This window comes from Pseudomonas sp. ok266 (genome assembly GCF_900110195.1).
GTDB lineage: Bacteria > Pseudomonadota > Gammaproteobacteria > Pseudomonadales > Pseudomonadaceae > Aquipseudomonas > Aquipseudomonas neuropathica.
Window position 1 is genome coordinate 18301 of the sequence record NZ_FOCU01000023.1, and the last position, 13901, is coordinate 32201.

Sequence of the window (13901 nt, forward strand, 5' to 3'; positions counted from 1 at the left end):
CGGCGCGAATACTCCCCCAACATGAAGTTTGTGTGACATCCGTTCGGTCTCGACCGCCGCCAACTGCCTATGACGTAACAGCAGGTTTTTGCACGCCTGCGGCATGTGTGGCAACCAAAGTGTGGCAACCAAAAAGGATCTCGTAGTGATGCTCGCTCGCCCATCCCGTCGTACCAACGTCCAGTCGTTCAAACGTGAAGCCGTGGAGCCGGCGCTGTGGCTGCTCAAACCACTGGCGCAGGCGGTGGCGTTGTGTCTGGTGGCGGGCAATGCGCACGCGGCAACGGCGTTCAGCTCCAACTGGTTCGCCGCCAAAGGTGCGGCGCAGCAAGCCGCTGCCGCACGGCCGAGCACTGGCAGTTTGCCGGGGATGACGCCACCCTTGGCGCAGCAGCAAAAAGCCAATCAGCAATTGCAGCGCTCGATTCAGACCTTGAACAACACCGTCGCCGCGATTGCCGCGCAGCAGGCGGCTCAGGCGGCCGGGCGCGCGGCTGCATTGGGCACGGTGCAGTTTGTCCCGGACGGTCTGGGCGAGGGCGGTCTGAAGGTCGATAACAGCCTGACCCAAGGTTGGCAGAACGCCAAGGGCCCGCAGCAAACCCAGGCCGACGGCAAGACCACGGTGAAGATCGAGCAGACCGCCGACAAGGCGATCCTCAACTGGGAAACCTTCAACGTCGGGCGCAACACCACCGTCGAGTTTGCCCAGCAGGCGAACTGGGCGGTGCTCAACCGGGTCAACGACCCGAATGCGCGGGCGAGCCAGATTCAGGGGCAGATCAAGGGCGACGGCACGGTGATGCTGATCAACCGCAACGGCATCGTTTTCAGCGGCAGCAGCCAGGTCAACGTACGTAACCTGGTGGCAGCGGCAGCGAACATTACCGATATCCAGTTCCGCGACCGAGGGCTGTATTTCGACAGCAACGGTACTCAGCCGACCTTCACCGATGCCGCCGGCAAGGTGTTGGTCGAGCGCGGTGCGAGTATCACGACTCATAAACCGGCGACGTCGACCGATGCCGGTGGTTATGCCTTGCTGCTCGGCAGCGAAGTGCAGAACGACGGCAATATCAGTACCGCCAAGGGCCAGACCGTGCTCGGCGCCGGTGACCGCTTCTACATCCGCAAAGGCGCGGGCACCGAGGGCAATGCGCTGTCGACCACGTTCGGCAACGAAGTCACGCCGGGCTTCAAGGCCGGCGATGTCAGCGGCAAGGTCAGCAACAACGGCTTGATTCAGGCCGCCACTGGCGACATCACTCTGACCGGCCACGAAGTCGTGCAGAACGGCGTATTGCTCGCCAGCACCTCAGTGGCGTCTCGCGGCACGATTCACTTGTCCAATCCCGCGAGCGACAGCGGCGGCAGTGTCACCCTGGCGCAAGGCAGTGCCACGGCGATCATGCTCGACAGCAGCGATCTGACGGCGCTCGACAGTCAGCATCAGGCCGCCCTCAGTGCGGTCAATGCGAACAACCGGATTCGTGGCGATCAGTCGCGCATCGAGATACAGAGCGGCGGCAGTGTCGAGTTCCAGAACGGTTCGATCACCCTCGCCACCGGCGGGCAAGTGGCGGTGACGGCGCAGCGTCGCAGCCTGGTGCGCGACGGGGCAATGATCGATGTTTCCGGTGCCCTCGGCGTCAAAGTGGCGATGGAAAACAACAACATCAAGATCAACGTGCAAGGCAACGAGCAGCGCGACGCGTCGGTCAACCGCGACAAAGGCGCGCTCAACAGTAACGATATCTGGGTCGATGTGCGTGAGCTGGTTTACGTGCCGGCGGGCACCAACGGTTATGCCACGGATCGCTGGTACACCGCTGGCGGATTGCTTGAAGTCGGCGGTTATCTCGGCACCCAGGCGCACAGCGTCGGCGAGTGGATGGCGCAGGGCGGTACGGTGAGCTTTGCCGGCAACGATGTGGTCACCGAGAAGGGCTCGTTGATCAATTTGTCCGGCGGCACCCTGGATGTGCAAAGCGGCGAAATCCGCCAGAGCTGGCTGCGCGGTGCGGACGGCAAGCTGTATGAAGTGTCGCGTGCGCCGGGCGATCTGCTCTACACCGGGCTGTACAAAGGTTACGAGGACAGCAGCGAGCGCTGGGGCCAGACCAGCTACTTCTACAACCCGCTGATTGCCCCGCGTTCGCGTTTCGAGTCGGGTTACATCGTGGGGCGTGATGCCGGGCAACTGGTGATTGCCACGGCCAACGCCGTACTCGACGGGCAGATGCTCGGCGAGGTGTATCAGGGCGAGCGGCAGAACCAGGCGCCGAAACCAGTGCTTGATGGTTATGAACAGAGTCAGACCGCGCTGGCCCGTCGCGCGCAGTTGATTGTCGGCAGTTATGACCCGGCGTATGTGGCGGCTTCGGGTGGCGTTTTGTATGCGCTCAATCCGCTGCTGGACCAGGTGCAGATCGGCGGCGAACGACCGGTGGCCAACAATGATCAGGATCTGGCCGGCGCCGTGTCGCAGGCGCGCAAGGGCACGTTGTATCTCGATAACCAGCAGCTCAACGGTTTCCGTCTCGGCGCGCTTAAAGTGGCGGCCAGGGATCAGGTTGTCGTTGACGGCGCGCTCATCGTCGATGCCGGTGGCGATATCACCTTGTATGCCCCGGATGTGCAGGTCGGCGCCGACCTGACGGCGCGTGGCGGCAGTCTGCGACTGGGCAACGTTCTCAATCAGTTCACCGGCTCCGAGAGCAGCGACACTCGGCTCACGGCGAAAGCCGACAAGGCGACGCAAGTCCTCGTGGCTGCCGGCGTGCAACTGGATACCCGTGGAGTGTGGAGCAATCTGCGCACCGACCCGGATGATGGCACGAGTCTGGCCTCCCTCAACGGTGGTTTGATCTCGATCCGTAGCAGTGGCGATATCGATATCGGTGCTGGCAGTCTGCTCGACGTTTCTTCCGGCGGCGCGGTACTCGCCAACGGCAAGACCCGGGGCGGCAAGGGTGGCGATCTGACGCTGGAGTCCAGCGCGATTTCCGCGCCGGGCCAATCGCATTTGCGCCTCGATGGCGATCTGCGTGGCTACGGCGTGACCGGTGGCGGCACCCTTACGGTACAGGCCAACAAGATCCTCATTGGCCAGACCGACAAGCTGCTGGCCGACACCACGCTGCAGCTGTCCGCCGATCTGTTCAAAAAAGGCTTCTCCGCATACAACCTGATTGGCCTTAATGGTCTGGACGTGGCCGAAGGCACCGCCGTCGAGGTGACGATGCCGGTTTACCGTTTTGCCGACGCTGCGCCAGGCATGGCCAGCGGTGTCGATCCGCAAGCGGCGCTGGAGCTGTGGACGCCAACGCTGTTTCAGGAAAATCCGACCCAAGGCGTGCTGACGCAACGCGCCGGTGCCAGCCTGACGTTGCAAGGCGGCGCCAGCCTGATCAACCTGATCGACGCGGCCAACAGCACGCTGACCCTGGGCCGCGATTCGCGTATCAGCGTCGATCCGGGTCAGAGCATCAAGCTGCGCGGCGCCGGACAGATCACCGTTGACGGTGCACTCAACGCCTGGGGCGGCACGATCGATATTCGCCAGCAACAGTTCGGCTCGATCAAACCGGCCACCTCCAATCAGTTGGCCGACCCGAACGCGCATGACCGTTCGATCTGGGTCGGCGAGCATGCGGTGCTGGACGTGGCCGGGCGAGCCAACACGGCAGTCGATGCCTTGGGTCGCACCTATGGGCAGGTCGGCAAGGGCGGCAGCATCATTCTCGGCGGTGAGATCGACGCGAAACTCGCCACGGCCACCGCCGCCGATGCTTACGTGATTGTGCGGCAAGGTGCGCGGCTGGATGCCTCCGGTGCCGAGGCACTGCTGGATATCGCTGGCCAGGGACCGACGCGCGTGGCGACTGACGGCGGGCGCATTGGCATCGGCTCTTACAAGGGTCTGTTTATCGAGGGTGACCTGCGTGCAGCAGCGGGCGGTGTCGGCGCGGCGGGCGGTCGTCTGGAGGTGGCGCTGGAGACGCCGTTGTACCTCGAATCGGCGGACAACAACGTTCGCGCACCTCGAGAGTTGATCATTGATCAGCGCGCGACGGAGCAGATACTTGCAGCCGGTTTGCGTCCGGGCGAGAGCGATACCGGTCTGCGTTATGGTCAGGCGCGGCTGCATGCCGACAGCCTGATGTCCGGCGGTTTCGACATCCTGAGCTTGTTGAGCAACGGCTTGTTGTCGTTCGACGGTGACGTCAATCTGCACATGAATCAAAGTCTGAGCCTGTATGCCGGTGCGCTGTCCCTTGCCGAGTCTTCCAAAGGCACCGCACGGGTCGATTTGCAGGCGCCGTACCTGCGCTTGTCCGGTGTCGGCAGCTATTACAGTGTGGTCGGCACCGTGCGCCCACGCCCGACCAACAACCCGACCGGTAAACTGTCGGACGCTCGCTTCAGCGCGACGGCGAACCTGCTGGATGTGGGCAACAGCCTGTCGTTCGGCACGCAAGGTTCGATCCTGCAACTCAAGGCGCCGGCCGCCGAATACAGTCGCCGCGCATTTGCTGACGTCAGCCTCGATAGCCGTGGTGATCTGCGCTTCCTGGCGCCAACCGATGGCGATCAGAAAAGCCGCCTGTGGACGCCGGGCGATTTGAACTTGAGTGCGGCGCAGATTTACCCCGCTACTGATGTGCAGGCTGAAGTGCGTGTCGGGTATCAGGGCGCGCAGGCGGTGGCCGAGCATACCCTGCGGATCGGCGGTCACGGCCCGGCGCCGGTGGCCGCGCCGTACTCAGCGTTTGGCCAGTTGACGTTCTCGGCCGCGCACATTGAACAGGGGGGCGTGTTGCGTGCGCCGCTGGGCAAGATTGTCCTCGGCGATGACCTGCTGACCACCACCCGCGAAGTGCGGTTGCTGCCGGGCAGTCTGACGTCGGTCAGCGGCGCCGGGCTGGTCATGCCGTACGGTGGCACCACGGACGGTATCGACTACCGCTTTGGCGGCAAATCGGTGGTGTTGAATGGCATCACCGGTGAAACATCGGGTGTGTCGATGAGCACCCAGTTCATTGATGTGCAGAGCGGTGCGGTCATCGATCTGTCCGGCGGTGGCGATTTGCGCGGCGCCGGTTTTGTTTCCGGGCGCGGTGGTTCCACGGATGCGCGGTTCAACCCGCTAGTGCGCAATGCCACCGACGGCACCTTCAGCCTGCCGGGGCTGGCCAGCAATCCCGTGTATGCCATCGTGCCGGGTAATCAAAGCGCCTACGCGCCAGTGCTGGCCGAGGCGGGCGCGGTGGATCCGCGCATTGGCCAGCAGATCACCCTCGGCGCCGGGGTTCCGGGGCTGGCAGCGGGTACTTATACGTTGTTGCCGTCGACGTTCGCGTTGCTGCCGGGCGCCTTCCGGGTCGAGGTCAATGGTCAGGCGACAGCGGGCACAACCACGGGCGCGCTGCCACTGCGTAACGGTTCATGGACCGGCAGCGGACAGTTGTCGATTGCCAACACCGGCCAGCGGGACAGTCTGGCCAAACAGGTCATTCTGACCTCGGCCGATGTACTGCGCCGTTACTCGCAATACAACGAAACCAGTCTCAGCCAATTCATCCAGAGCGATGCGGTGCGGCGCGGGGTGCCTCGAGCGTTGGCACCGCAGGACGGCAAGACGCTGGATCTGCGCCTGGTTGACGGTGGCGAGCAGGATGTCGCGTTGTTGTTCAAGGGCCAGGCGCGGTTCGACGCTGCGGCGGGCGGGCTGGTCGGAACGGCCGTGGTGCGCAGCGGCAACGCGCGCAGCAGTTTTGAAATTCTCGGCACCGGGCAGGCGCCCACCGAGGGCTTCAGCGGCATTTCGCTGTATGCCGACACGCTCAATAACCTCAACGCCGGGCGTTTGACCATCGGTGCGATGCCGACCGTCAGCTACAGCACGGCGGGCAATATCATTGGCTTCACCGGCGACACCGCCAGCATCGTCCTGCGTGACGGTGCGCAGTTGGCGGCACCGGAAGTGTTGTTGCGTACCAACTCGATCAATGGCGGCATCACCGTTGAAGCGGGCGCTGGGATCAACGCTCTGGGGCGCGGCAACGTGGCGTATGACTCGACGGTCGGGTACATCTATCAACCGGGCGCGTCCAGCGTGGTGGTGGTGTCGAACGGCTGGACCAATGTCCTGGCGCCGGAGGCGGGCGGCGGTTTCACCGGCGCCGGCAGCATTCGCATCGGCACCTGCGCCGTGGCGGTTTGCAGCAGTCCGGCGCTGTTGTATTCCAATGGCAGCATCACCGCCGCGACGGACAACCAGTTCGAACTCGGTGAAGCCGTGCGTTTCGGCACGCGTCATCTGGCTCTGGCAGTCGGCGCGGTCAACGCCGGTAGTGCCGAGGCCTTGGCCGCCGCAGGCAACCGTGTGCCGGCCGGTCTGACCTTGAACCAGAATGTGCTGGATCGTTTGCTGCGCGGTGATACGCAATTCGGCGCGCCGGCCCTGGAGACCCTGAGCCTGACCACGCGCGATGCCTTCAATCTGTACGGCAGCGTGACCCTCGATACGTTCGATGCGCAGACCGGTCAGAGCAAATTGCAGAGCCTGGTGCTCGCCACCCCGGCGATTTACGGCGCGGGCGATGCCGACGATATGGCGACGATCCGCACCGCCCAACTGATCTGGAACGGCGCCACTCAGGATCCGGGCAGTGTGATCAATGGCGGCGCCGGTACTGGTAGCGGCACGCTGGATATTCAGGCACAACGCATCGAATTGGGTTACGGCCCGATGCCACAACCCAACGGCCTCGATCAGAACAACCGGTTGGCGCTGGGTTTTGCCAACGTCAATCTGAGCGCCAGCGAGCGCATCACCGCCAATCACAAGGGCAGCCTGGCGGTGTATCAACAGCAGGGCGCCTTCGATCCGGTCAAAGGCTATGCCTACAGCGGCGGCAATCTCACGCTGCGCACACCGTTGCTCACCGGTGAAGCGGCGTCGGTCAACCTGCTCAAGGCTGGCAACAGGCTCACGCTCAGCGGCGCCGGTGCTGCTGGCGTGGCCGATGCCCTCGGCGCAGAACTCAATCTGCAAGCCCGCGACATTGTGCTCGACAGCCGCATCGCGTTGGCCAGCGGCAAGCTCACGGCCAAGGCCGAGCATGACTTGACCCTGGCCGGCGGCGCGCAACTGGACATGGCCGGACGCACTTTGCCGTTCAACGACGTGAGCAAGTACAGCTGGGGCGGCGATGTGTCGCTGTTGAGCGCCGCTGGCGATATACGCCAGCTCGCTGGCTCGCGCATCGATCTGTCGGCGAAAAACAATCAGGCCGGCAACCTCAGCGCCGTTGCCTTGGCAGCGGATGCCGGCATCGTCGATCTGCAGGGCGAGATTCTCGGTGCCAGCAGCGGTTATTACGATGCCGGCGGCACGCTGGTGCCGTACAAGGCCGGTGGCGTGGACATTCGCGCGCAGCAACTGGGCGGTGAGGCGAGCGCCCAGTTCGCGGCACTCAACCAACGCTTGAACGCAGGCAAAGTGTTCGGCAGTCGCAGTCTGCAACTCAAGCAAGGTGATCTGTTGATCGGTGACGGGCTCAAGGCCGGCGAGGTCAATGTCTCGGTGGACAATGGCAGCCTGACGGTCAATGGCTTGATCGATGCCAGTGGCGAACGGGTCGGCAGCATTCGTCTCGCGGCGCAGAACGGCCTGACCCTGGCCGGCGACAGTGTGCTCGATGCCCACGGCCGCGTACTGCGGGTCGACAGTTACGGCAAGATCATCGACGCGCCAAACCGGGCCATGGTCGAGCTGAATTCCGGGGCCGGGGTGTTGACCCTGGCGTCCGGTACGCGCATCGACTTGCGCCATGGCACCGATGCAGTGCCGGGCTTTCTCGCCGGGCAGAATGATCAGATGTTGCGCGGCACCCTGGAGCTCAACGCGCCGCGGCTGGGCGCCGGCGACATCGCCATCGATGCCAGCGGCACGGTCAATATTCAGGGCGCGCGTTCCATCGGCCTCAATGGCACGCGCCGTTACACCGATGCGCGTGATGGTGTCGATCCGGCGGTCAGTGGCCGGCCGTATCAGGTGATCGATCAGGCGCTGTTGACCCGCATCGACGGCGACAACACCACGTTCATCGACGCCGCGCTGACAAACGCCGATCTGTTGCAACGCAAGCTGGCGGGTCTGAACAACGCGACCTACGCCGATGCCTTCCACCTGCGCCCCGGCGTGGAGATCGCCAGCAAGACAGCGGACGGCGACCTGGTGGTGGAGGGTGATATCGATCTGTCGCGCTACCGCTACGCCAGCCTCAATCGGCACACGGGCAAAGTCGATGGCGTCTACGGTTCCGGTGAATCCGCCAGCCTGGTGATCCGTGCCGGCGGCAATCTTGATATTTACGGCAGCATCAACGACGGTTTCGCGCCTCCACCGGAGACCGTCGACGACGCTGGCTGGAAACTGTTGCCAGGCGTGCAGCCATTCGGCGGCGATCTGGTTGTACCGGGGAGCGGGGTGACGCTGGCGCCGGGCACGCAATTCCCGTCGGGCGTGACCCTCAATTACGATTTGCCGATTCAGGACACGACGTTGGTCAGCGGTACGCTGTTGCCGGTTCAGGTGGAGCTGGCCGCGCCGTACACCTTCAGTGCCGGCACCGTGCTCGCGGGGGCGGTGCATGACGCCTCGGGCAATCTTTTGTATGCCGCCGGAACACTGCTCGACAGTGACCTGACCGTGCCGGCCAGCAGCCGACTGGGTGCCGGGATTCGCTTGAATCGCAACACCGCGTTGAAGGCGATGAACTGGCCCAAAGGTGTGCCGTTGCCGGGCGCCTTCGATGCCGACACCGGCAGCAGCAAGAATTTGATGTTGAGCAGTTCTCTGGCGCTGTTGCGCGGTTCGTTGATTCCGTCGATGACCAATGTGGTGCTCGCTGACGGCGCCGCGTTTGTCGAGTTGCGTGGATTCAATGGCACACAGCAGGGCGCCAACTGGGCACTGGCGAGCATGTTGCCGTCGGGCAGTTCGTCGTGGTCGATCCGCGCGGTGGCGGGGGCGGATCTTTCCGCCGCCGATAGTCGTGCGGTGAAACCGCTCACCACCGAGGGCAATTTGCGTCTGGCGGACACTCATTACGGTGCGAAGATCACCGAAGGCAATCCACGCGCGGTGTGGTCGGAAACCAACCAGTACGGTTTCCCCGCCTTCGAACCGGTGCCCGAGGAATACCTGATTCTCTGCGAAACCGATCCCGGTGCCTGCGCCCCGATGGCGCGCTGGACCTGGGCCCCCGGCAACCAGTTCGGCTTTCAGGATTACGCGCCGATTCCCGAGGAATACCTGACGCTGTGCGACAGTTACCCCGAGGTGTGCGTCGAGAGCAATCCGGCGAAAAGCGCCAGCATCCACAGCCAGATGTTCAGTGTCCTGCGTACCGGTACCGGCGATCTTGATTTGCTCGCTGCCGGCAATTTGAGCATGGCTTCGCCGTTTGGTGTGTACACCGCTGGCACCCAGTCGGCCGATGTCGATCCGCGCTTCAAGCAGATGCGCGGACGCTTGTCGGACAAGGATTCGGTATTGGGCAGTGCCGGTGGCGACGTGGAAAAATGGGTCAACGGTGGCACCGACAGTCTCTATCAAGCCTGGTATCCGCAGCTCGGCGGCAACCTGACGATCAATGCCGGCGGCTCTGTCTCCGGTGACACTCTTGGGCGAAAAACCGCCAATACCGGCGGTTACCGTGAACAGGTGCCTGGCGTGGCGGTGGGCAACTGGTTATGGCGTCAGGGCACCGGCAGTGATGACGTGCCGACCGCCTGGTGGATCAATTTCGGCAGCTATGCGACGCAGCCGCTGCCCGACGCCGACATGGACGCGGCGCCGTACCTGGTGGGCTTCACCGGTTTTGGCACTTTGGGCGGTGGCAACATCAGCCTGCGCGCCGGAGAAGATGCCGGCATGCTCAGGCCGATGGGGGATGCGCGGACCAACCCACGCAGCCAGGGCCTGATCGTGGCGGTGGGTAGCACCGGTCGTGTCGGCAGCGACGGTAGTCTGCAATTGACCGGTGGCGGCGACATGGACATTCGCATCGGTGGTTCGCTCAATCCGTCCCTGCAAGCGCGCGCCGGCAACAATGGGATCACGCCACCCAAGCATGATCTGCAAGGCGCGCTGATCAACCTGCGCGGCGCGGCACAGGTGAGTGGCAGTGCGGTCGGCGGCATCAATCTGCAATATGGCGCCAACAGCGTGTTGCATGATGCTCGGGAAACCCGCGCGCTGGACCCGTTTACCGCGACCACCGGCAATGCCTCCGGCGGGCTGGTGCTGATCCCCGGCGATTCGGGCATGCGCATCAACACCCGTGGCGATCTGGTCCTGGGCGGCGCGGCGGACCCGGGCCGCGTGCGTTTGCAGAACGCCACGCCGCTGTTTGACGAGGCGGGGAACGTCAGCCAGGGCGGGATTTTGAGTGGCTTCTCGCTGTGGACCGAGCACACGGCCATCGATCTGTTCTCGGCGGGTGGCAACCTCACGCCGAGTACCCAGTTGGCCGAGACGGACACCAACGGGCCCATCAAAGGGCAGAACACTTCACCGACTGACAGTCGTTTTGTTTATCCGTCGATTCTGCGCGCCGTCGCCGGTCAAGGCTCGATCTACGCAGGTTCATCGGCGGCTTACAGCGTCGGCAATACCGCTCCCGCCACCGCTTACTCGCTGCTGTTGGCGCCTTCGGCTTCAGGTCAGCTGGAGCTGTTGGCCGGTGATTCGATTTATGCCGGCGGCTATGCGATCAACCAGTCCGGGGCCAGTCCACTGGCGATTGCCACGCCGTTTGCGCCGGCATTCAACGGCTATGCCAGCAACTCGGCGCAAATCCCGTTCATCTCCAACAGCGGCAGCGATGGTGTCGCCGCAGAACCGAATCTGCGCTTCCCATTGTTCGCCTTCGGTAGCAACTCGTACTCCGGCCTCAGCGATGTCATGGGGCCGGCGCGAATCTACGCGTTGACCGGCGATCTGGTCGGCATCCGCAGTGGCGAGTCACTGCGTGCAAGCGATTCGCAGCGAACCTGGTACGAAGCAGCCGGGCCGGTGTGGATGATGGCCGGTCGCGACATCGTCGCCTCTGGCACCAACCTGGGCCAACCGACGATTTCGCCGAAAGATGGCGTCGGCACCACCAAGGACACGATTTACTCCACCGGCAACCTGTTCGTGCATAACGACCCGAGGGATGTGTCGAGAGTGTCGGCCGGGCGCGACATCCTTTACAGCAGCTTCGACGTCGCCGGTCCCGGCACGCTGGAGATCAATGCCGGGCGCAATATCCTGATGGAGGACCGTGCCAGCATCACCAGCCTTGGCTCGTTGCTGGCCGGTGATCAGCGTCCGGGGGCCAGCGTGGTCTTGCAGGCCGGCGTGGGCGCGCAGGGGCCGGATTATTCGCGGTTTATCGCGCGCTACCTGAACCCGCAGAACGTGGCGAGCGCGGACGCAGCCCTCAGCGCGCAACCGGGCAAAGTGGTCAAGAGTTACCAGGACGAATTGCAGAGCTGGCTGACCTTGGGTTACGGCTTCAGCGGCAACGCCGAACAGGCACAGGCGTTCTACGCCGCACTGCCGGGCACCGAACAGGCCATCTTCGCGCGGCAGGTGTATTTCGCCGAACTGCGTGCCGGCGGCCTGGAATACAACGATGTCGATGGCCCGCGCCAAGGCAGTTATCTGCGTGGTCGCAACGCCATTGCCGCGTTGTTCCCGACCACCGATGTGGCGGGCAATCCGATCCGCTACGACGGCGATATCACGCTGTACGGCGGCGCCGGGGTCAAGACCCTGTTCGGCGGCGACATCCAGATGCTCACCCCCGGTGGCGGTCAGGTGTTCGGCATCGAAGGTGCGGCACCACCGTCGACGGCGGGGATCATCACCCAGGGTTCGGGCAACATTCAGCTCTATTCGCAGGGCAGCATTTTGCTCGGCCAGAGCCGGATCATGACCACCTTCGGCGGTTCGATTCTCGGTTGGTCGGCCGAGGGCGATATCAACGCCGGTCGCGGTTCGAAAACCACCGTGGTCTACACCCCACCGAAACGGGTTTACGACACTTGGGGCAACGTCACCCTGTCGCCATCGGTGCCGAGCACCGGCGCCGGTATCGCCACGCTTAACCCGATCGCCGAAGTGAAGCCGGGCGACATCGACCTGATCGCGCCGCTGGGCACCATCGATGCCGGTGAGGCGGGGATCCGCGTGTCGGGTAACGTCAACATCGCCGCGCTGACGGTGGTCAACGCCGCGAACATCTCGGTGCAGGGCAAGGCAACGGGTGTGCCGGTGGTTTCGGCGGTGAATACCGGCGCGATCACTTCAGCCAGTTCCGCCGCATCCTCGGCCACACAAGCGGCGGAAGATGTCGCGCGTCAGCAGCAAGCAGCGTCGCGGCAGAATCAGGCGTCGGTGTTTACCGTGCAGGTGTTGAGTTTCGGCAACGAACAACTCGCGCCGACCCGCGATGGCGCCAGCCGCGCACCGGCCCCGGGTTACAACCCGAACAGCCCGGTGCAAGTGTTGGGGGCAGGGGCGCTGGATGAACAGGCGAAGCAGCAGTTGACCGAGGAGGAGCGTGGGCAACTGACGCTGTAAAAGACTCTCGTGTAGTACGTTTGGGCGGCCGGTTGGTCGCCCTTTTTTTATACTTTTAATGTTCGTGGGTATTGTTGATCGCTCAATTCAAGCGGCAGTGCGGCGATTCTTGCGTTTCTCTTCTAACTAGTTGGTCGAGCCGCACCATGGCTTCCTCATGGGGAATGCCCGGGCGAAGATCATCCAGTGCAGCCTGCACGTTGGCACGAAACCAGCGATCGTACCCTTGCTCATAGGGGTCTGAGACACCATGACACCAAAGGTGTGTTGAGACCGGTGTGACAAATGACTCCTCCATTCCGGTATTGGAAAATCGCTTTGTAACCATCGGGACATCCTGCTTCATCACACATTCGGTAAACTCCTCCAGGCACTAATGGCCAATTGGAGTCCGGGCCATAGACTCGAAGCATGGCAGACAGTGCGTAGTTCACGGGCAATGAGCCGGCAACGCTATATCTCCAGTTGACTGCTTGCGCATGGTTATATCCAACGGTGCTTATTTCCAACCTGAAGACATTGCTGACATACACCGAATAAGTGAGGGTAGTGAACCGGTCTTGAACCGTGATCACTGCACCACCGTTTCTTGCGCCGATGACCTTGCCATTGCTCTCCACTGACGCGACGGCTGAGTTACTGGAAGAGTAGGTGATTGGCGCTACACCGAAAGATGCTGTGCGGATTTCGGTATTACCCAAGAAGTCCAGTCCCGTCGTTGGCCAACCGGTGTGCACTCGATACCCGTTCAGTGTCATGTTGGTCTGATTGATTTGCAGGGGCTGAAATACGACAAATGACCGAATGGCTGATGTCAGTTTTTGTCCATACAGTGCCCGAATCTGGATGTCTGTCCGCTCGTTGAGCTTGAAACCATCCAATGTTGCCAAATAGCTGCCATCCGCCTCGGTCGTCATCTCCAATTCTCGATGATCATTCACAAAAATCTCGATAGGTTGTTGGATACTCGCTAGACCTTCGACAGTGATGCTGGTCGCTATAGTCGCTTCGTTATGGGGGATTTCAATGCCATCAGATGATCCTTTGACTGAAGTTAATGTCGGTTCCATGTCGTCTGTCACCGTCAACCTCCTCGCTGCCGACACGAGGCTCGGTTGCTCCAGATCTCTGGCGGTAAAGCTGTGCTTGGCTTTGCTCAGGTCTGCAATGGGCAGACTCCAGATGCCGGTTACTCCATCGGCAGTCTCTTTACCTTTGATATCCGTACCGTCGAGCACTTCCACGTCTCGCCCGGCTG

2 protein-coding genes and 1 pseudogene are annotated in these 13901 nt (G+C 62.8%); 1 reads left to right on the forward strand and 2 read right to left on the reverse strand.

Translation table 11 applies throughout. The annotated features are described in order from the left end of the window. Positions 1-148: 148 nt before the first annotated feature. Positions 149-12643 carry a filamentous haemagglutinin family protein gene (locus BMY54_RS29300; protein WP_093442478.1) on the forward strand — a complete coding sequence of 4165 codons (12495 nt, stop codon included), beginning with the start codon at positions 149-151 and terminating at the stop codon, positions 12641-12643. An 82-nt stretch (positions 12644-12725) separates the two neighbouring features. Here the strand turns inward: BMY54_RS29300 and BMY54_RS31125 are convergent, their stop codons facing one another. Both BMY54_RS31125 and BMY54_RS30495 read right to left on the reverse strand, forming a co-directional pair. Then, complete coding sequence (locus BMY54_RS31125) at positions 12726-12989, reverse strand: type II toxin-antitoxin system RelB family antitoxin (RefSeq protein WP_371748296.1); 264 nt, start codon at positions 12987-12989, stop codon at positions 12726-12728. Next, positions 12874-13901 (reverse strand): annotated as a pseudogene (locus tag BMY54_RS30495) (hypothetical protein); the annotation flags it as partial. The gene BMY54_RS31125 and the pseudogene BMY54_RS30495, both read right to left, overlap by 116 nt.